A 17,733-nucleotide genomic window follows, 5' to 3' on the forward strand; every position below is an offset into this window, starting at 1 on the left:
TTACTTCACCTCCACATTGAAATAGAATTTTTCTGCTGCATCTACTGGTTGAACCGCTAAATCGATGATAAATCCATCACGATCTTCATTGAGACCGATCACGATATCTGTTTCTGAATTAAAGCCTGTAATGCCGCTGCCATCTTGAAGCTGTGTAAGATACTGAGTAATCAGTGTTTTCACAAGCTGCACACCATCATCTGATGCTGGAATGTCATTGCCATTGGCTTTACGTAATTTAATCAGATTTTTTAATTCGAATGTTAAATCATTGTTGATCGCATCAAGCACACGAATGATTTTATTTTTCGCCAATTGCTGGTTCTTTTCAGCTGTAAAGCTAGTCAAGGAGTTAATATCTTTTTCAACACTCACGGTACGATCTCTCGCATCAAAGGTGAAAAGGAACTCCCCTTGTGATAATCGGTATTCTACTTGATCATTGTCAAGGCGTTCTAATGTATCGACTGCTCCTTCGTATTCAACAAAGGTCAATGACTGATTGAAATTTGCTCCGGCACTTGCACCTGCGACCCATGCTGTTGTTTGGGCAGGTGTTAGTTCTGTTCCATCTTCGAGGACAACGCCGCTTGTCACATTGATGATTCCTTCTTGGTCCGCTGCATAATTCGCCACAACCCCTTGCACCTTACGTCCTTGCTTATCACGTAGACGCTCGATAAATGAAGCGAAGGTTGCTTTTAATTGCTCACTATTATCGACTGGAAGGGCAATGACATCGAAGTATTCTGTTTCTGCTGCTTCTAGGAAAGCTGTATAATCTGCGACACTTGCCACGCCGTTTTTCCCGCCGCTTAGTGCCACACCTGCTGTGATGACGGCTTCACCTTCACCAGAAAATTGAACGTATTTGTTTTTCACAAGGTCTTTGACATCAGTGACGACCTGTTTATCCACAATATCTGTTCCAAGATAAGTGATCACATCGCGTTTTGTGCTATCAAGTACATTTTCTGCGACTTGTACTGTGATCTCATTTCCTTTTAGGCCGCCATAATTTGCTGTGACGACAAAATTTTCAGCAATTTCGGCTTTGGCCGGCTCTCCTTCATTTAGGCGGTAAAGCAAGACCGTTTGGGCTTTTTTCTTTGCTTCACGGAAAAGAAGAAGTGACTTATCATCAATGTTGAGTCCAACCTTTTTATTTAAATCTTCCATGTTTGAAACGGAAATAAAGGTTTTGGGTTCTCCCCAGCTCATCACAAGGGGAAGTGCCACTGTACCTCGATCGCCTAAAGTAATTCGCTGCTCTGCTGTTGTTTTAAAATTAAAGTAAATACCAGGACGCTTTTTCTCTGTACCTGGTGTAAAAGTGCCTCCGTTCATCCTTTAAACCTCCTTGGACAAAAAAGCATCAATGTGCTTTTTCGCTTCTGTTTTTGTAATTGGTTGATGTTTGATATAAAAAAGAGCCCCTTCAAGGATTTCTGGTTTGACCCCAAAAAGATCCTTACTGTGCTCCTTTAAGGCTTCAAATGAAAAGCCAAATTCTTTTTCTTCGCCGGCTGTTTGAGCGGGCTGAGCATGTTTAGTCTTGCTCACGTTTGATCACCCCATCTGAAAAGTTGATATCTTCAAGGCTTGCCTGTTTGTCACGGTTATACCAATAGCTGCTATCCCACGTCAGGACAATCGCTGCTACGCCTTGATCTATCATTCTTGTTTCCACTCTTTTTATGCGGACATAATCATCAAGCACCTCTCCGTCTTCACTCATCATCTGAATGATTTGACGATCAGCAAGCAATGCATCAACGATTGATTCTGCCGCATCATGTGCTTTTTCTGTATCAATATGAAAGACTTTCACTTGCAGCGAATAAGATTTCATAAAGGTAGAGACCGTATCTGGACCACTGATCACTGTCACAGGCGGCACGTAAACGGATGGCACTTGAAAGCGTTCTGGCAAAAGACGATCATACATTGTCACAGGAAAGTGTGTGTAGATATAATGCATGATTGCCCCGACTTCTTGATTCATTCCATCACCTCCCAAAATGTCGATCGAACCAGCTTTGCAGCTTTCGATCCAGCGACTGGTCAAACATTTGCTCATAGAGCATGACAGCATGATCCCAGTAGCCATTGCCATCAATCCATTGAGAGGCAAGCATCATTCCTGTACTTGCATTCGGATCATATTCAAAGCGGCTGCCAGTCCATCTGCCAGGCACCCATCTTCGCTCTCCACTTGAAGAAGTGGCATGTCCATCATTGACATAGGAGGCATATTCAAGCTGCGTTCCCACTTCAAGTGTGAGACCGCCTTTTGAAATGAGAAAATGATTCTCCTTATCGCCTTGTGTAAAGGATCTTAGAAGCCAGCCTGTATCAACAGCATTCTCCTTGATTAATTCATCCTGAATGATGTCTAAAAACTGCAGGCCCATGTCCTTCAGCCAATCTTGATATTCTGCCTTTAAGCCGCCATCACCCGCTGTCTGCAGCTGTGAAATCAGCCGGTCAAGTCCATCAATTTTCATAGATTTTCCTTCCTGACTGCCATCACTTCGATGTGATGATTTTTCACTTTTTTAGGCTGCTGTAATTTGAGTGACACGCCATTCCACACCATTTTGTCATGCAAACGAATATCAGTTGCTAAAGGAAAATGGACAAGATAGGATTGATAAATGACTGTATTCGGCTCTTCTTGCACAAGTGACTGGTTTTTTTCTATGACATAACAAGCAAGATCGGTCAGGCTGGGAGCATCGGGATAGGAAAGTGTTATTTGTAAATCATCAGCTGGAATTCCAAATTTCCCGCGGGCAGACTCCTTATGCTCAAGGTGAAAAAGATCACAGCGATCTGTTAATAGAGATTGATAGCTCATAATGACCTCACCTTTAACTTGGCACTACCGCCGGTCAATGTTGGTTCAATGTAATCTACAAGCAGGGCATATACATAGGGTCTGCCTTTCACTTGATCAGCTGCCTTCGCATATGAATAATCGCCCATTTTCTCTGACGTAAAGCCTTTCATCATAGATTCGTCATCATTCAGCATGGCAAAATATTGGGCCATTTTTAATAATGCGATTCTTGCTTTTTCAGGGAGGGGCTGATATTTTTCGCTTGAGAAATCGTGACCTACGATCTGAAATACCGCAGCTTCTGCTTCGATAATATCTGCTGTCAGTCTTTCCACAGATCGATTTTTCACACGATCAAAGACAGAATAGGCTTGCAGTTCTTCAGCAGAAATGATCATGGCCTGCCGTCACCTACTCTTTCACTTTCATCACTTTTGCTACAGCATCCTCTTCCTCAAATTTGCTGTCTAGCTTCGCTGTGAGGACAATAATAAATTTACGGCTGCGAATATCTTTTTCTACTTCAATTCGAATATTACGAGAGAAACCTACGATAATATTTTTAGGGTGTGTCAGCAAAATATCTGATACGTCTGTTCCCGCTTCGTCATATGGCTGCATATTGGCAAGACCTTTGACCGGCACACCAAATGCAGAAGAAAGTCCGCCTTGAATGGCCGCATCTCCAAGGCCTGTCTGACGGTTTGCTACTTGATCCTTCCACTCAACCTCTAAGCTTGGGGATGTGTAGAAACGGAAATCCTGAGGTACACGTAAATATTTTGACGGCATCGCTTTATAGGCTTGCTTAAACATTTGGCGGCTGATTTCCGCTCCGTTTGCATCTACGATATGAGAAACTGCTTGTTTTCTCACGCCATCCATTTGAGCTAAAAATGGATCTGCTGAAGTCGTATCGCCATTGACGATGAGCTCTTCAATGTCAACGGCTGCTCGTTCAGCTAGCATTTGCATAATCGTCTGCTGAATTCCGTCTTTCTCAATATTGTTTTCAATGCTGTCGTAGGTCATATGAATCTCTGCGATGACCTCTTTCGCATTTAGCTGGACAGTGCTTGTCGCTGGGACAACACGGTCTTTCGCATCAAGTGCTTTGCCTTCTTCTGCTGGGCGCAAAATACGCTGGCCAAAGCCGATTTTTTCGATTTTTTGTGAATCACTTTCCATTGGAATGATACGTGCATCATTTAAAACGGTTGGTGTATTTTGCATCATTCTAATGAATGTGTTGGATTGGGTTGCGTTCATGAGACCGCCGGTTTTTAAGCTGGCAAGTGTCATTTCGGCCTTGCGAATCAACTCTTGATTTCTCACACTGGTTCCTCCTTATTTAGGCTTATAGTAAGCCATCCCATATGGGCTTTGTACTGTCATTTTGTGTATCGTGGATTGTTTGTTTTGACATACCGCGCGCTTTTTCAAGCATGTGAATCCGCTCTGAAATAGGCAAAAGCTGCTGCTGAAGCACTTGCTCAAGCGCTGCTTTTTCTCTGCTGGCTGATTTCTCTAAGGAAGAAAGCTGATGACGAATCGGTGCAACGACTTGCTCAAGCACCTTTTGGACAGGTTCTTCCTCTGTTTGATCTGTTTCCTGCTGTTCTGCCTGCTGTAAGACGTTTTCAATGGCCATTTTTGCTTTTTCAAGCTCTTGTACTTGCTCCGTTGTCAGAGCGGCATCTTGTTTTTGTACGGAGGCTGGCCTTTCACCAATCGTTTGAAGCACATCCTCTGTCTTCAAAATGTCCTGCACGATTGGCAGCAATTGCTCAAGCGCTGATCTTACACCCGCCTCATCACCATCACTTGACTGTAAGGCTTCCAGCAGATGGTCTAAAACGCTCCAAAATTGTTGTGACATGTTTGCACCTTCCTCTTTCAAAAAGAAATTTTTCAGCAAAGAAAAAAGCCCTCTCTCATTTGTGCTTTGAGATAGGAGCTGATCTTGTTCTTCTATTGCTACGATGTCCGCCGTTCCAGCCATTGAATACCCTGTAATGTGGCCTTTCTGGATTTGATCCCAAATCTCTTGGGAAGCCTTTGTTACAAGTACCCAAGATCCTTTTCGAATCAGCTCACCGCCTACCTCAAAATCAGCGGGGGCAATGTATGATTCAACAACCTCGCCCACACCATGTTGAAAATCATGCTGCTTGTCAATGTGGCGGGCATCCTTCATAAAACCATGTGCCGCTCTTTCAATTTCTTTGGCAGACATAAAGTCTTGGTGTGCATCAGGTGTATTCGGTTCATACACGACACCATACACAAGACGATGAGCATCTTCTGCCTTTGTCAGCACACTAACCTCCTTTTGAAAGTCAGGCTGGCTTTTCTTTGCCTTCATCAAAAAGAATTTCTTTTTGTTTGCGGCTCTGTCCACATAGGAAACATGCGTAATTTTTGCGTTTTTTAATTCTCTTGGCATATGTTCACCCCCTTTCAAAAAAGCGCATGCGCTTCGGTTTATTTCTTCAGCTGATTCGCCTCTCGTTGAGGCTCTTGTTCGGCTGATGTCATGCGGCTTTCTAAAGGTCTGTGATAGAGATCCTCCGGCCATTCCTCTAACGTTTTCCCAAGGATACGTCCTGCTAGATCTCGCAAATCGTTTGGTGACACTGCCCCAGCCTGAATAAACGGTGTCAGAACCTTGGCAATCTCTAATGGATCTCTAAAGTCAGGACCATTTAATAGGAAACGAACATGCCAAATATCAAGATCCGGCAGGAAAAGGGTATTGAGCTTTCCTGTGATGAGATGCCGTTCAGGCTGAAATACCTGTTCTTCTGTTGTTTTTCGCGCCGTATCGGCTGTCGCTTTGTTATAGTCTTGAGACTCACCTGTGTAAATAGGCGGCAGGCGAAAAGCAGAGCGGATTTTGTTTCTTGTTTTTTCATCGTATTCTAAAAAGAGTGCATCTTCTTGCAAGATCTCTGCTAGAGATTTGAAGTTCACTTTGACATTTGAGACATCTTCTTCTCCAGTTAATCCTTTTTCCGTCGGGAGACCTTCGACTTCAAGCAATAGAAATTTATGTGCATGATCAGAGCCTTCGATATCGTCCATATAATCCTGAAGCTGCTGATAGGAAGACTCAGAGAGCATTCCATTTTCGACAATGATGGCACCAGGTACATGCCGCCCTTGTTTAAAATAAAGATAGTTCAACTCTTCTGCCTTGCGTGCCCCATACATATTGACGATGTTGCCAATCCAGCGGGGAATCCCATACGTTCCACTGCCGATTTTAAAATGAATCACTTCTGTTGCGCGCAGCGGTTCTGGGGTGGTGTCATCGTATTTGCCTGTTTCACAATGTAAAATGCGCGGATCACCATACTCCTTGAAGAAGACTTTCTTTTCATTGATCACCTGCACATATTTACGGAATCGTTTCTTTCGATTCATTGTTTTCAATTCGCCGTTTTCTGTATACCGGAATTCAACATCAACTGGCTCACTAAGCTTGCAAATACGGATATGGAGCGCATCTAAATACTCGATTCCTGCCGGCTTTCCCTGACCATCTCGGAGAACCTCTAAAAAACCATTTCCCGTTTTCTCCCGGTCTTCGATGACATAGCCAAGCACCACATCAGCAGACTCATCATAGTTCATGTATTTCGTAAACTCTTCAAGTCTTGTCCATTCCTTCTCTGCTGCTTTCTTTTTTGCCGGTTTCACACCTTCTGCATTAAAGTCAAAGGCATATTCTACGCCAAAACCAAAGCCTAAAATATTGGTCTTATACGCATCAATACATTGCTGAAGAATGGTTGAATATTCTGCCATGCTTTTTAATTCATTGATATTGTAAGGCGGGGGAACAATGTCATCTTTTTCGTAGGAAAATTCATCTGCATACATTTGTTTTGTATGATCAGACATGTTTGCCTTCATAATGGTTGCTTTCAATTGTTTCATTGTATGGACCTCCTCTCTCTGTTTGGACGGACACGCTCTGAGGCGGTCTGTTTCAAATCTGTCACTTCATAATCATCCAGCGCATACCAGATGGCTGATAAAGTGTGCGGATCGATTTGAAATTCATCTTCCTCTAGACGTCCATCCTTATCTGCCTTATAGGTTAGTGATTGAAGTTCATAGATGGTATATGGACAAGCATCAGAACAAATAATTTTCTTAAACCGTTTGATTTTTTTTGTATACTGCAAACGTGAGCCTTGGAACTTATGTGCCGCTACCATTTGAAATCCGCGCTGCCGAAAATAGTGAATGGTTTTAGGTTCGGCTGCGTCAGCTTTAATCAGTTCCTGTGATTCAATGAACTCTTGCAGGTCAGTGGCTGTTTCATCATCTGTTTTCCCGCGGTCGTAATATTCCCAATAAATATATAAGTACTTTTTTTCATGATCGACAGCTAACCGAATGAGCGCATTGTATGATTCAACAAATCCAAAATCCATGCCTGCTCGTTTCAGCGGTCTGTCAATCTGCTGAATGGCTTCTAATACATCAGAATGGCTTCTCACCTCAAATTGAGGAAAAACCTTTGTGCCATTAATGCCGAAATACCCCTTCCTCGCAATACGATAGAGATCTGGGTCATACTCTTTCAGCTCATCCAGCTGCTTCACGTAGCTTTTAGGAAGGAATAGGTTATCTTCCGCCGTGGAGTGATGGTAATACGTATCCTTGATGACAACGGTTCGCTTTTTGTATAATGTTTCGTCATCTAAAACAAATCGCTTCAGCTGTTCATCTCGAAAAAAATGTCTGTACGTCCAATTATCCTGACCAACGGGATTCGTCGATAACATCATATAAAGCGGTAAGGATGGATGCCTCAGCCTTCCAAGCAGCTCTTTAAAACCTTCATAAGAAACCTCTGAACATTCCTCAATCCAAATGATCGAGATGTTGTTGATCGATTTCAATTTTTCAGGCTTGTCCAGTCCTTTAAATAAGATGCTGCTGCCGTTTCGAAACGTTAGTGCAAGCGGCGAACTTCGGCACTTCACCACGTGGTCGATGCCGAGGTCGCTAACGATTTCTTGTAATAAAGAAAAGGTTGATTCGCGGTGCGTATCATACACCTCTCGAATGACAAGTGCTGTCCGCTTTTCTTCCAGCAGTTTTAAGACAAGCTTTAAAGCAATGTGATAGCTTTTGGATGAGCCATAGCCTCCTACTAAAAATTGAAACTTTTGATTCCAATCGAATAGAAAGTGTTCAAAGTGAGGATTGACTTCTTTTTCAATCAATGGCGTCATGAGTCTTCCTCTTTTCGCTTGATCATGATTTGAAGATCTTCCTCTTTTTCTTCACGCACTGCTTTTTTTGTTTTTTCGATCGTCAGTTCAATTTGCTTCAGCCTTAATCTTCGTTCATCCTTCGCATGTGCGAGCTCTTCAAACTGTTTTATTAAACGCCTGAGTTCACCCATTGCACGGGATTGTGCATTTAAAAACGTCGCATGCCGATCCCATGAAAATTGAAACGAGTATTCTTCTGAGGTCATGTCTAGTTCTGTCTGAATGCCTTCGCCTGTTTCTTCTAATGAAGAAGGCATGTATGCCGCCTTTTTCACCTCTTTGATCATGTCCTCTTGATCTGCTACATACATGATTCGCTGCGCCCGAATAATGGCTGCATATTGAATTTGAATTTGGTCCCAGATTAAATCAAGCGATGTGCGTCCATCCATTTTCTCCATGATTTCAATCGTTTCATCTGAAAGAAATTGATTGAAAATCGAGTGTGCTTGCTTTGACGAAGTTTTTTGTCTTTGCCATCCGTATCGTCTTTTCCACGATTTGACGGTATGGATCGAGACATTGTAATGATCAGCAATTTGCTGGTACGTCATCCCCTTCATATAATCCTGCTTGGCCTCTATCCGTTTATCTTTCATTTACATTCACCTGCCGCCTCCTTTTAATTCGAATGATTCCCTCTGAAGGAATCATTTGTGTAGGGCTAGCAAACATTCGTTTGGTCTTTCTAACTATAGGTGGCAACTGTAAGACAAGCTTTAGCTGATTTATTTTTGAACAGAAAAAACACCTATTCAGCAGCTCTGAATAGGCGTTCTTGTACTTTTTTGGACATTTTCGTCCGCGCTCTTTCCATATGTTTTTGCACAGTTCCTTTTTTGACATCCAGCATGTCCGCAATCTCGCTAAACGATAACGCTTGTGTTGTGTGCATAAAGAATACGTCCTTTTCTCGATCTGTTAAAACAGACAAAGCGTCATCAATTCTTTTTTTGTCTCTCTCACTGACTTCTCTTTCTTTCTCTTGAATAAGGGTATATTCATGTGATAAAGCCTCTAACACTTCTGGATTTGCGAGAATGGTACGCTGATAGACTGAACGTCTGTCTAATCCTCTGCGCGCGCCTGGCTCTCTTCCGATTTGAAGCCATTCTACTACGTATTCCAGATCGCTTACCATACTGGCAATCATTTTTTTATCATGCTTGTCTTGAACGGACAGCTGATGTTCTTCTTTTTCTTTAAATGGTTCATATTGTTTTCTAGCATTCTTTAAAGCTCTTTTATATTCAATGAGTAAATCTTGCATATTGGCTCTCTCCCTTTTTAAGAAAATAAAAAACGGACACCAATCAAGTCCCCTTTTAGCAGGGTCTTGATCAGTGTCCGCAGGCTTTCCGTCTTGGACATATTGTGCTTTGATGTGTTCAGTCAGTTAGCTGATTTTAAAACCAATCTCGTGATCTACTCTTGCAAAATGACCTTTTGCCGTTTGAATAATGGTTTTTCCATGTTCAGGTACATCCATTTTATAAGCCGTTCCTACATTCCCATCTAACACGATGACTTGAATTTTTCCTTTTTCCATCTCACCGACAAATGTTTGGTTTTCTTGAATGAATAGTTGTTTTGGCTCGTTCATATGCTTGTCTCCTTTTTTGGTGATAGCCTCGTGCCACCACCTACCGTATTGATAATGATTTCAACTCTTGGACACATACTATAAAACTGAGAAACTCTTAAATCGACCATCTGCAGAGGGACTTCATCAGCTATAGAATGAAGTGCTTCTTGAATATGCTGTAGACTTGGCTGTAAGATGCTGACGTGTACCGGGCGTATCAACCCTTTTTCTGCGTATGTACGCTTTTTTTGGCAGTCAGCTATGTCAAACGGCATGTGATCAAATAAACGAATTTCAAGTGATAGTGCGCCTTTTAATTTTTGCGGGCATTGCCCTTTTGCAGCTGATCGTATTCTTTTCATCAATGTCTCTTTTGTTAACAAATGCTCATGTTCAATGATTAAATGGATGACCATGTTATGATCTCCCGTCATCCTTTGCCCACTGGCGGATGTCTTGTTCGTTTTTACTCGCTTTGAGCAAGCATTTCAAAAATGTCATGATTTGCTTCCATCGTTTCACGTTGACCTGATTCCTCCTTTTTTGTATCATCAACCTTAGCTTCCAGGAGGGTCATATATGTCTCTTTCTCTTCTGATGTGGCAAAAACAAACATCGGTGTCTGATGATGAAAGGCGATCCAGCCGCCAGCTCGGTCTAAACAAAGCTGCGCTTCTTTTCTAGCATCAAACGTCAGCTGATGTCTCATCTTCTTCAGCTCCCTCCAAGCTGTCCTCAATTTCTGTTTGGTATCCATATCGTTTCATGTCATATAACCAATAACTTTTTGGATAACCAAAGTCACTTATCTGAGTCACCATTGGATGTTCAATATTCATTCTGTTCGTCTCCCCTTTTCTAAGAACCGATCTTCTCTTAAACAATTACTCTTTTCGTGTAACTTTTGGCCAAAAAAAAGCTCTTGAACCCCGGTATTCAGCAGATCTGCAATATGCTTTGCTATTTCTAAGCTAGGCTTCGTTCTGCCCATTTCGATATTCGCATAGCCGCTTGTGTACTTATATCCCAATTTTTTCGCCATATAGGTTTGTGTTTTTCCTTGCAATATGCGCTCTTCTCGTAAATTTTCAAGTTTCATCTTTCCACCTCTTACTCAATATGTGTAAGTTATATTCATTATGATAATATACACAAAACGAGTAAGTCAACCACATTTTTATTCTTTTTGTGTATTTATTTATCTTTTCCGTGTAATTCATGATAAAATTTACTCATAACATGAAAAAAGGTGTTTCTGATGGATAATTTGACTGGGAAGATTCTAACTGAATTAAGAGAGAAGAATGGATGGAGCAAGTCAACAGTTGCTAAAAAACTCGGATTAAAGGCGATGTCCACTTATGCAAACTGGGAATACGGCTTGAGAAAACCCGACGGTGAAATGATTGTGAAAATTGCCGAATTATATGGGGTCTCAACCGATTATCTTCTCACAGGTAAGGACAAAGGCAGGCCCGATGACGATCTTGCAGACGATCCTGATTTGCAAATTGCGTTTAAAGCAGCATCAGATTTTTCCGAAGAAGCACGAAGACAAACCATCGATTTTATTAACTACATTAGAGAGAAAGAGAAGCAAAAAGGTCGTCAGCCAAAAAAGCGAGACGACAATTGATCATCTCTTTTCATCTGCTTTACGCTGGGACGAACCCAGCTTTTTTTTATACCTCTTTTTCCCTTAAAAAAGAAATAGCATATGAATAAAAAATCATGTCTTTTCCAACATAATATGTGACAATTTTCGCCATAATTACTCTTTTTTTCACATATTTTAATTGACAAATAATTCTATTATTATTAATATATGTATATACCAAAAAAAGGAGTGTTACCGATGAAAAAATTCATGAAAATCTGTACATTGTCTTTAGCTGCTGTAGGTGCTCTTACATTCTCTCAAACTGAAGGTGCTCATGCAGCTGCACAGCCAAAAGAACCAGTCAAAGCAAAAGCTCCTATTATGAATAAAGTAATTACGGTGAACCGTACGCTTTCTGTAGGTTCTTCAATCGCCGTCTCTCTTCCAGCAAGCCAAATTTCTGTGTCGGGTGCAACGTATGCGATTCAATTAGATCAAACGGCTCCAAACTTCACTTGGATTCGCGCTGTACAACGCGGTTCTGTGACAGTTTCCTACTATAATTCACTAGGCGAGCTTGTGATTAACTATATTACTGTTCGATAAGTAATCTAGCTTTACATATCTAAAGGCGATGACATGAAGTCATCGCCTTTTGGTGTTTAGAGTTGGTTTCATCTGAATCATGATTGCCAACATCCGCCCGATATGTTAACTTTTAATAAAAATAAGTTAACATATTAAGGAGGCATTAATGATGAGAGAGCAGCTGTCTTTGTCTTGGGAAGCAATAGCGGAGAAGGCGATGAAAAATGAACCGATCACGGTGCAAGAGGGTCTAGACATTCTTGAAGCTGACGATAGAGAATTGTTACCTATTATGCATGCAGCCTATCAAGTGCGATTTCATTTTTTTCAAAAAAAGGTGAAATTAAATATGATTTTTAACGCAAAAAGTGGATATTGCCCTGAGAACTGTGGATATTGTTCACAGTCGATGATTTCAAAAGCACCAGTTGAAAGATATACAATGCTTGATCAAAAGACCATTGTAGCTGGTGCGCGTGAGGCTCTCAAAAGAAAAGCCGGGACTTATTGTATTGTGGCAAGCGGGAGAGCGCCTTCTCATAGGGAATTAGATGAAGTCACAGCAGCAGTCAAGGAAATCACTGAAACGATGCCTTTGAAAGTGTGTGCCTGTCTTGGGTTATTAAATGAAGAAAAAGCGAAGCGGCTGAAGGAAGCGGGTGTTCATCGGTATAATCACAATATCAATACACATCATGATCATCATGCTCACATTACGACAACTCATACATACGATGACCGCGTGTCGACCATTGAGCAGGTCAAACAATCTGGCATGTCACCTTGCTCAGGGGTCATTATTGGAATGGGTGAAACCAATCAGCAAATTGTTGAAATGGCTTTTGCGCTCAGAGCACTTGATGCGGATTCAATTCCAGTCAACTTTCTTCATGCCATCGAAGGAACACCGCTTGAGCATCAAAAACGAACACACCCGATCAAAGCATTGAAAGTGCTGGCAATGATGAGATTTGTCAACCCAACAAAAGAAATTCGGGTATCTGGAGGCAGAGAGTTTAATTTACGGACACTCCAGCCGCTCGCACTGTATGCCGCAAATTCCATTTTTGTTGGTGATTATTTAACAACAAAAGGCCAGCAAGTCCAAACGGATCATCACATCATTGAGGATTTAGGGTTTGAAATAGAAGAATGTGCGTTATAAAAAAAGTCTGCCGATTCACCGGCAGACTTTTAAGATTAGAATCTTTTATGAAAATCGACAGTTCCGCTTCCATCTTCTCGGTCAAAGCTGCCCACAAACGTCCAGTTAATATATCCACCGTCTCCATTATTGACAAACGTACCATCTTCAAATACCCAAATACCAAACGTAATACCATCATATTCAACACTATCATAGTAGACAACATTGTTCAGACCGCTAAAGTCGTGGTCTTGGCTTAAGTTTTGGACAACTACGTTGTAGTTTTGACCTGCTTCATAGAACGCACTGTATGCCGCATTTTTTACGAATCCATCACGATTTTGAGATGATTTTACTGCTTGTTCAATTTTATCGGCAATGGCTACTGGATCAATTGAGACACTTCCATCAACACCTGTTGTTGTAGCAGCTTCAGCCGTTTGACCAAAAGTCGTAAGAGATAGAGGGGCAGCAATCATTGACGTAGCGATGACAGAACCAACAAACATTTTGCTTGTTTTTCTCATTATTTCTAACTCCTCCTTTAATTGGTATGTTTATGTACTACCCCTTCATCTGTCTCTTAAACACTAATTTATGAAAAAAATTCTTATTCTACCAATTAAGAGGGTATTTTTACTGTTTAATTAGGCGAAATCACAAAAAAACTACTCTTATAAAAGAGTAGTTTTTTCAGATTGTTGACAAAGGGCTAAAATGATGTTTATTTTAGCTCTTTGTCTTTTTTTCAGCGTGATAGAAAACCTTTGCAGTCTAGGAAGGACGAGCACTGGCGCGGAGCGAATTTGACATTCGTGAGCACCAGCGCGCAGGACTGACAAAGAATGCGAGGGTTTGTCTACACGCTGAAACTACTCTTATAAAAGAGTAGTTTACAGTATTACATGAACAGGATAAATAAAATCACACCTAGGATAATTCGATATATCGCAAAAGGCACCAGTTTGATTTTATTGATCAGTTTTAGGAAGAATCGAACAACAAAGAGAGCCACAACAAACGCACTCACAAAGCCGACGATAAAGAATGGCAACATATCCGGTGTTAAATATTCGGCATTTTTCACAAGGGTTAACAAGCTTGCTCCTGCCATAATCGGCATCGCCATGATAAATGTAAAGTCTGCCGCAGCACGGTGATTCAAACCAAGAATAACCCCGCCTGCGATCGTCGAACCTGAGCGCGAAAATCCTGGCCATAATGCTAAACATTGAAACAGTCCAATATAAAGCGCCTGTCTGTAAGTCATGTTATCGACAGAGCTTGTTTCTGATTTCCGTTTATTGATCCAGTCAGCGACAAGCATCAGAACTGCCCCTAAAATCAAACCGACAGCGACTGTTCTGACGTCAAATAAGTATTTATCAATATAATCTTCAAATAGAAATCCTAAAATGACGGCTGGAACAAGTCCAACTGCAATTTGGGCGATGGTCAGTTTATGCCCGCTGCGCTTTTGCTCTTCGGTGATATTTTTCTTTAAGCCCAATAAGTTTAAAATACGATCTTTAAACACGATCATGACAGCTAAAATTGAGCCTAACTGAATCACGACTTTAAATGTGTTGGCCGCTTCTGGCGTAATAATTTCCTTTGATTTTAACCAAAGATCATCGACAATGATCATGTGACCTGTAGATGAAACAGGTGCGTACTCTGTTAATCCTTCGACAATTCCTAAAACCAGTGCCACGAATAAATCCCATAGATTCATGATTTTCTTTCCTTTCAATTCTGATCTTTTGAACACGCCAAACATCTATGTCCACATAAAGACAAGCTTCCTTCATCGAAAGCTCGTCTTTATGATACTATATTTTTTTCAAAAAAAGATTATGACATCAAACCTTTTCTTCTTTATACAAATTGGACCGCATTTTGAACCAATCAAATAAGTGAGTCGTGATGACCTTCAGAACGGCATACGTCGGAATAGCGACAATGATGCCGACCACGTTGAACAATTTACCAGCTGTTAATATAACAAAAATAATCGTAATGGGATGAATATGAAGGTTTTTCCCCATCACCTGAGGAGAAATGAATTTCCCTTCAACGAGCTGAACCACTGTCCAGACTATAATAAGTTTTAGCAGCATTACTGGTGACGTCACAAGTGCAATCACAATCGCTGGTGTAATCGCAATTGTTGGACCAAGGTAAGGCACTATGCTTGTACATGCAGCAATGATAGCGAGCAGCAGCGCATAGTCAAGTCCAATGATCATATAACCGATTAACAGAAGAACACCGATACAGAAGCTGACAATGATCTGTCCGCGAATATACGAGCTTAGACGGTGGTTCATTTCGTGAAGCATGATATGTGTATGTTCCCTCATTTTACTTGGGAAAAATTTCAATAGATAGTCAGGCAGCTTTTTGCCGTCTTTTAATAGATAAAACAGAATAAACGGCACAGTCACGATCGAGATAATGACTTCTGTGAGCGCCCCTAAGAATGTTCCTACACCGGTAAAGGTGCTTTCCAAAATCTTCGTCGCTTGACTGGATGCTTTACTTACCAATTCAGACACGTTAAAGTTCATCGAGTTTTGCACTTGATTAATAAAGTTACTTCCTGTTAATTGTCTAATTTGATCTTCTACCGTATCGACGTATTTCGGAAGATTATGAAATAGACTCATGGTTTGAGCTTGTAAAAAAGGAATAATGGACACGATGGTCACTGTAATAATCCCAATAATGACAATATATAAAAGCAAAATGGAATAGATCCGCTTGATTCTTGCTTTCTCTAACAAGTTAACAATTGGATTTAATAAATAATACACGACTCCCGTTAAAATAATCGGTAAGGCAATGGTTTTGACGAGTACAATGAGCGGTGTGAAAATAAATGATGTTTTCATGAAAACAAGGATATTCAATCCAATTAATAACAGGACGAGTAAAAAGAGAACAAACTTGTTATCAAGAAAAAATTTTCTAAATCGACTGCTCCACATTTGCATAGAATTCATATTGTTCCTCCAAACACGGGCTATTTTATGAGTAAATTGTACACTACTTGATCATGATTATGGTCGTCATTGTTTGAGCTTTTTTTCCCATTTTGCAATGGACATTGCCCATACAATGAGAATCGGCTGTCCAATAAGCCTTATCCATAGCAAGGCTTGTTCTGTATTTTCTTGACCTGGAAATGGTACTCCCTCACGAGCAGCAAATAAGTTTGCAGGGAAAATGAGTACAAGATAGACAGCAATGGATTTTGCCGCTGCAATCCTGACATTTGGCAAAAGCAGCAGCACGGCCAGCAGCCATTCAAGACATGCAGTCGCATAGACCATTACATATGGAAATGGCCAGCCTGGCATCATGCGGGCAAAGCCGCTCGGCTCTATCACATGAAAAATACCAGCCGCTATGAATAAAAGCGCAAAGATGTATGTACTTCCTATATGCAGGACGCGCTTCATGTTTCCTCCTCTCCCTTCTATCCTGAGTATTACCCGAAGAAGGAAGAAACTACCCACTTTTCGTACATTTATATCCTTTATGTAAGACGCATCAGCCTATATAAAGGTTTCATCCGCTTTGCAATAAAAAGAATATTCTTTCATACAAACGCTTTCAAAGCATGTATAATCAGAGAAAAGCAGAAGGAGGGAATCACATGATTCGATTTGCTGTCATCGGAACGAACTGGATTACAGATCGGTTCTTACAAGCTGGTGAAGAACTAGCTGATTTTACATGTACAGCCGTCTATTCACGGTCCGCTGAAAAAGGACAGGCCTTTGCCGAAAAATATGGGATTGATACGGTTTTTACGAACTTACAACAAATGGCGGAAAGTGATACGTTTGATGCCGTGTATATTGCGAGTCCAAATGCCCTTCATAAAGAGCAAGCCATGTTGATGATGGGGCATCAAAAGCATGTTTTATGCGAAAAACCATTCGCCTCTCATCGAAAAGAAGTGGAAGAAATGATTGCCGCAGCGAAAAAACATCAAGTGTGTTTGATGGAAGCGATGAAAACGACATTTCTGCCTAATTTCCTTCAAATCAAACAGCATCTTGATCAGCTTGGACCTATCAGGCAAGTGGTCGCGCATTACTGTAAATATTCTTCAAGATACGATGATTATCGAAGCGGCGAGCTTCCAAATGCCTTTAAGCCTGAGCTATCCAACGGTTCTTTAATGGATATCGGGGTGTACCTCGTTTACCCAGTCATATACTTATTTGGTCTGCCGAATCAAATCACCGCAAGAGGCTATAAGCTTTCTTCTGGTGTGGATGGGAACGGTTCAGTCCTTTTACAGTATGACGGGCATCAAGCACTTCTTTTTCATTCTAAAATTTCAACGTCTCATTTATCGGCTGAAATTCAAGGCGAGGATGCCACCATGGTGATTGATCAATTCCACCGTCCTTCACGAATCACGATACACGACCGTGACGGACATCAAACTGACATCTCTCTCAAAGATGATCAGCCAGCTATGTCTTATGAAATCAATCATTTTATTGAGTGTATTCAGCAAGGAATGGGGCAGTCTCCTGTCAATACATTTGCCCTATCTGTTCAAACCATGTCCGTCATGGACGAAGCGAGAAGACAAATGGGCGTGTTGTATCCTGCCGACAGACAAAATGTATAGGGCATGAAATGATGAACAAAGGG

At 41.2% G+C, this 17,733-nt stretch carries 25 protein-coding genes; 4 read left to right on the forward strand and 21 right to left on the reverse strand.

Annotated elements, in window-relative coordinates; all coding sequences use genetic code 11:
* The 17 genes from NSQ34_RS14120 to NSQ34_RS14200 all read right to left on the reverse strand — a co-directional run bounded on the left by NSQ34_RS14120 (position 1) and on the right by NSQ34_RS14200 (position 10,820).
* Positions 1 to 1,347 (reverse strand): phage tail sheath family protein, encoded by a 1,347-nt coding sequence (locus tag NSQ34_RS14120; RefSeq protein ID WP_034282473.1) that lies wholly within the window; start codon positions 1,345 to 1,347, stop codon positions 1 to 3.
* Between the two features lie 3 nt (positions 1,348 to 1,350).
* Positions 1,351 to 1,563 carry a hypothetical protein gene (locus tag NSQ34_RS14125; protein WP_034282476.1) on the reverse strand — a complete coding sequence of 71 codons (213 nt, stop codon included), beginning with the start codon at positions 1,561 to 1,563 and terminating at the stop codon, positions 1,351 to 1,353.
* Positions 1,550 to 2,005, reverse strand: a complete 456-nt coding sequence (locus NSQ34_RS14130; RefSeq protein WP_034282479.1) for a hypothetical protein — start codon at positions 2,003 to 2,005, stop codon at positions 1,550 to 1,552. Before NSQ34_RS14130 ends, NSQ34_RS14125 begins: the two co-directional genes overlap by 14 nt.
* Positions 2,006 to 2,009: 4 nt before the next feature.
* Positions 2,010 to 2,507 carry an HK97 gp10 family phage protein gene (locus NSQ34_RS14135; protein WP_081124727.1) on the reverse strand — a complete coding sequence of 166 codons (498 nt, stop codon included), beginning with the start codon at positions 2,505 to 2,507 and terminating at the stop codon, positions 2,010 to 2,012.
* The gene (locus NSQ34_RS14140; RefSeq protein ID WP_268412767.1) at positions 2,504 to 2,860 is read right to left on the reverse strand and encodes a YqbH/XkdH family protein; all 357 of its coding nucleotides are present in this window, start codon (positions 2,858 to 2,860) and stop codon (positions 2,504 to 2,506) included. The genes NSQ34_RS14135 and NSQ34_RS14140 overlap by 4 nt, the downstream gene beginning before the upstream one ends.
* Positions 2,857 to 3,240, reverse strand: a complete 384-nt coding sequence (locus NSQ34_RS14145) for a DUF3199 family protein (protein WP_024423261.1) — start codon at positions 3,238 to 3,240, stop codon at positions 2,857 to 2,859. The genes NSQ34_RS14140 and NSQ34_RS14145 overlap by 4 nt, the downstream gene beginning before the upstream one ends.
* A 13-nt stretch (positions 3,241 to 3,253) precedes the next feature.
* Complete coding sequence (locus NSQ34_RS14150; protein WP_024425904.1) at positions 3,254 to 4,177, reverse strand: phage major capsid protein; 924 nt, start codon at positions 4,175 to 4,177, stop codon at positions 3,254 to 3,256.
* A 22-nt stretch (positions 4,178 to 4,199) separates the two neighbouring features.
* Positions 4,200 to 5,288: an XkdF-like putative serine protease domain-containing protein gene (locus NSQ34_RS14155; RefSeq protein ID WP_081124730.1), complete on the reverse strand. Its 1,089-nt coding sequence runs from the start codon at positions 5,286 to 5,288 to the stop codon at positions 4,200 to 4,202.
* A gap of 38 nt (positions 5,289 to 5,326) precedes the next feature.
* The gene (locus NSQ34_RS14160) at positions 5,327 to 6,784 is read right to left on the reverse strand and encodes a phage portal protein (protein WP_024425905.1); all 1,458 of its coding nucleotides are present in this window, start codon (positions 6,782 to 6,784) and stop codon (positions 5,327 to 5,329) included.
* Positions 6,781 to 8,082, reverse strand: coding sequence for a PBSX family phage terminase large subunit (locus NSQ34_RS14165; RefSeq protein ID WP_162176180.1), 1,302 nt, complete (start codon positions 8,080 to 8,082; stop codon positions 6,781 to 6,783). Before NSQ34_RS14165 ends, NSQ34_RS14160 begins: the two co-directional genes overlap by 4 nt.
* An 8-nt stretch (positions 8,083 to 8,090) precedes the next feature.
* On the reverse strand, positions 8,091 to 8,735 hold the full coding sequence (gene terS, locus NSQ34_RS14170) for a phage terminase small subunit (protein WP_034282496.1): 645 nt from the start codon (positions 8,733 to 8,735) through the stop codon (positions 8,091 to 8,093).
* 152 nt (positions 8,736 to 8,887) lie between these two features.
* Complete coding sequence (locus tag NSQ34_RS14175; RefSeq protein WP_176967257.1) at positions 8,888 to 9,406, reverse strand: sigma-70 family RNA polymerase sigma factor; 519 nt, start codon at positions 9,404 to 9,406, stop codon at positions 8,888 to 8,890.
* Between the two features lie 126 nt (positions 9,407 to 9,532).
* Complete coding sequence (locus NSQ34_RS14180) at positions 9,533 to 9,739, reverse strand: XtrA/YqaO family protein (protein ID WP_024423268.1); 207 nt, start codon at positions 9,737 to 9,739, stop codon at positions 9,533 to 9,535.
* The gene (locus NSQ34_RS14185; protein WP_041115853.1) at positions 9,736 to 10,137 is read right to left on the reverse strand and encodes a hypothetical protein; all 402 of its coding nucleotides are present in this window, start codon (positions 10,135 to 10,137) and stop codon (positions 9,736 to 9,738) included. The genes NSQ34_RS14180 and NSQ34_RS14185 overlap by 4 nt, the downstream gene beginning before the upstream one ends.
* A 50-nt stretch (positions 10,138 to 10,187) precedes the next feature.
* The gene (locus NSQ34_RS14190; protein ID WP_098677626.1) at positions 10,188 to 10,430 is read right to left on the reverse strand and encodes a hypothetical protein; all 243 of its coding nucleotides are present in this window, start codon (positions 10,428 to 10,430) and stop codon (positions 10,188 to 10,190) included.
* Entirely contained in the window at positions 10,408 to 10,560 is a 153-nt protein-coding gene (locus tag NSQ34_RS14195) for a hypothetical protein (RefSeq protein ID WP_169737554.1), read from the reverse strand. The genes NSQ34_RS14190 and NSQ34_RS14195 overlap by 23 nt, the downstream gene beginning before the upstream one ends.
* Positions 10,557 to 10,820, reverse strand: coding sequence for a helix-turn-helix transcriptional regulator (locus NSQ34_RS14200; RefSeq protein ID WP_098677625.1), 264 nt, complete (start codon positions 10,818 to 10,820; stop codon positions 10,557 to 10,559). Before NSQ34_RS14200 ends, NSQ34_RS14195 begins: the two co-directional genes overlap by 4 nt.
* 159 nt (positions 10,821 to 10,979) lie before the next feature.
* Here NSQ34_RS14200 and NSQ34_RS14205 point away from each other — a divergent pair, with 159 nt between their 5' ends.
* The 3 genes from NSQ34_RS14205 to bioB all read left to right on the forward strand — a co-directional run bounded on the left by NSQ34_RS14205 (position 10,980) and on the right by bioB (position 13,074).
* Complete coding sequence (locus tag NSQ34_RS14205; protein ID WP_065215243.1) at positions 10,980 to 11,357, forward strand: helix-turn-helix transcriptional regulator; 378 nt, start codon at positions 10,980 to 10,982, stop codon at positions 11,355 to 11,357.
* Between the two features lie 219 nt (positions 11,358 to 11,576).
* Positions 11,577 to 11,927, forward strand: coding sequence for a hypothetical protein (locus NSQ34_RS14210; protein WP_342500954.1), 351 nt, complete (start codon positions 11,577 to 11,579; stop codon positions 11,925 to 11,927).
* A 151-nt stretch (positions 11,928 to 12,078) separates the two neighbouring features.
* Entirely contained in the window at positions 12,079 to 13,074 is a 996-nt protein-coding gene (gene bioB, locus NSQ34_RS14215) for a biotin synthase BioB (protein ID WP_041107600.1), read from the forward strand.
* Positions 13,075 to 13,109: 35 nt separating this feature from the next.
* Here bioB and NSQ34_RS14220 read toward each other — a convergent pair whose 3' ends face one another.
* The 4 genes from NSQ34_RS14220 to NSQ34_RS14235 form a co-directional block, all read right to left on the reverse strand.
* Complete coding sequence (locus NSQ34_RS14220) at positions 13,110 to 13,583, reverse strand: hypothetical protein (protein ID WP_024423274.1); 474 nt, start codon at positions 13,581 to 13,583, stop codon at positions 13,110 to 13,112.
* A 374-nt stretch (positions 13,584 to 13,957) separates the two neighbouring features.
* A complete protein-coding gene (locus NSQ34_RS14225) occupies positions 13,958 to 14,791 on the reverse strand; it encodes an undecaprenyl-diphosphate phosphatase (RefSeq protein WP_046313507.1) in 834 nt (277 codons plus the stop codon).
* A gap of 127 nt (positions 14,792 to 14,918) precedes the next feature.
* Positions 14,919 to 16,061, reverse strand: a complete 1,143-nt coding sequence (locus tag NSQ34_RS14230) for an AI-2E family transporter (protein WP_024423275.1) — start codon at positions 16,059 to 16,061, stop codon at positions 14,919 to 14,921.
* A 66-nt stretch (positions 16,062 to 16,127) separates the two neighbouring features.
* A complete protein-coding gene (locus NSQ34_RS14235; RefSeq protein WP_251232468.1) occupies positions 16,128 to 16,520 on the reverse strand; it encodes a DoxX family protein in 393 nt (130 codons plus the stop codon).
* 197 nt (positions 16,521 to 16,717) lie between these two features.
* Here NSQ34_RS14235 and NSQ34_RS14240 point away from each other — a divergent pair, with 197 nt between their 5' ends.
* Complete coding sequence (locus NSQ34_RS14240) at positions 16,718 to 17,710, forward strand: Gfo/Idh/MocA family oxidoreductase (RefSeq protein ID WP_251232467.1); 993 nt, start codon at positions 16,718 to 16,720, stop codon at positions 17,708 to 17,710.
* Positions 17,711 to 17,733: the final 23 nt, after the last annotated feature.

Origin of the sequence: Bacillus sp. FSL P2-0069, assembly GCF_038593315.1 — a bacterium.
GTDB classification, from domain to species: Bacteria; Bacillota; Bacilli; order Bacillales; family Bacillaceae; genus Bacillus; species Bacillus safensis.

Excerpts from the sequence above, each read along its gene's own strand:
- NSQ34_RS14220 (WP_024423274.1), bottom strand. The coding sequence starts at position 13,583 with ATGAGAAAAACAAGCAAAATGTTTGTTGGTTCTGTCATCGCTACGTCA.
- NSQ34_RS14225 (WP_046313507.1), bottom strand. The coding sequence starts at position 14,791 with ATGAATCTATGGGATTTATTCGTGGCACTGGTTTTAGGAATTGTCGAA.
- NSQ34_RS14190 (WP_098677626.1), bottom strand. The coding sequence starts at position 10,430 with ATGAGACATCAGCTGACGTTTGATGCTAGAAAAGAAGCGCAGCTTTGT.
- NSQ34_RS14140 (WP_268412767.1), bottom strand. The coding sequence starts at position 2,860 with ATGAGCTATCAATCTCTATTAACAGATCGCTGTGATCTTTTTCACCTT.
- NSQ34_RS14210 (WP_342500954.1), top strand. The coding sequence starts at position 11,577 with ATGAAAAAATTCATGAAAATCTGTACATTGTCTTTAGCTGCTGTAGGT.
- NSQ34_RS14205 (WP_065215243.1), top strand. The coding sequence starts at position 10,980 with ATGGATAATTTGACTGGGAAGATTCTAACTGAATTAAGAGAGAAGAAT.
- NSQ34_RS14130 (WP_034282479.1), bottom strand. The coding sequence starts at position 2,005 with ATGAATCAAGAAGTCGGGGCAATCATGCATTATATCTACACACACTTT.
- NSQ34_RS14230 (WP_024423275.1), bottom strand. The coding sequence starts at position 16,061 with ATGAATTCTATGCAAATGTGGAGCAGTCGATTTAGAAAATTTTTTCTT.
- NSQ34_RS14175 (WP_176967257.1), bottom strand. The coding sequence starts at position 9,406 with ATGCAAGATTTACTCATTGAATATAAAAGAGCTTTAAAGAATGCTAGA.
- NSQ34_RS14180 (WP_024423268.1), bottom strand. The coding sequence starts at position 9,739 with ATGAACGAGCCAAAACAACTATTCATTCAAGAAAACCAAACATTTGTC.
- NSQ34_RS14200 (WP_098677625.1), bottom strand. The coding sequence starts at position 10,820 with ATGAAACTTGAAAATTTACGAGAAGAGCGCATATTGCAAGGAAAAACA.
- NSQ34_RS14120 (WP_034282473.1), bottom strand. The coding sequence starts at position 1,347 with ATGAACGGAGGCACTTTTACACCAGGTACAGAGAAAAAGCGTCCTGGT.
- NSQ34_RS14155 (WP_081124730.1), bottom strand. The coding sequence starts at position 5,288 with ATGCCAAGAGAATTAAAAAACGCAAAAATTACGCATGTTTCCTATGTG.
- NSQ34_RS14235 (WP_251232468.1), bottom strand. The coding sequence starts at position 16,520 with ATGAAGCGCGTCCTGCATATAGGAAGTACATACATCTTTGCGCTTTTA.
- NSQ34_RS14160 (WP_024425905.1), bottom strand. The coding sequence starts at position 6,784 with ATGAAACAATTGAAAGCAACCATTATGAAGGCAAACATGTCTGATCAT.
- terS (WP_034282496.1), bottom strand. The coding sequence starts at position 8,735 with ATGAAAGATAAACGGATAGAGGCCAAGCAGGATTATATGAAGGGGATG.
- NSQ34_RS14240 (WP_251232467.1), top strand. The coding sequence starts at position 16,718 with ATGATTCGATTTGCTGTCATCGGAACGAACTGGATTACAGATCGGTTC.
- NSQ34_RS14195 (WP_169737554.1), bottom strand. The coding sequence starts at position 10,560 with ATGAATATTGAACATCCAATGGTGACTCAGATAAGTGACTTTGGTTAT.
- NSQ34_RS14185 (WP_041115853.1), bottom strand. The coding sequence starts at position 10,137 with ATGGTCATCCATTTAATCATTGAACATGAGCATTTGTTAACAAAAGAG.
- NSQ34_RS14145 (WP_024423261.1), bottom strand. The coding sequence starts at position 3,240 with ATGATCATTTCTGCTGAAGAACTGCAAGCCTATTCTGTCTTTGATCGT.
- NSQ34_RS14135 (WP_081124727.1), bottom strand. The coding sequence starts at position 2,507 with ATGAAAATTGATGGACTTGACCGGCTGATTTCACAGCTGCAGACAGCG.
- bioB (WP_041107600.1), top strand. The coding sequence starts at position 12,079 with ATGAGAGAGCAGCTGTCTTTGTCTTGGGAAGCAATAGCGGAGAAGGCG.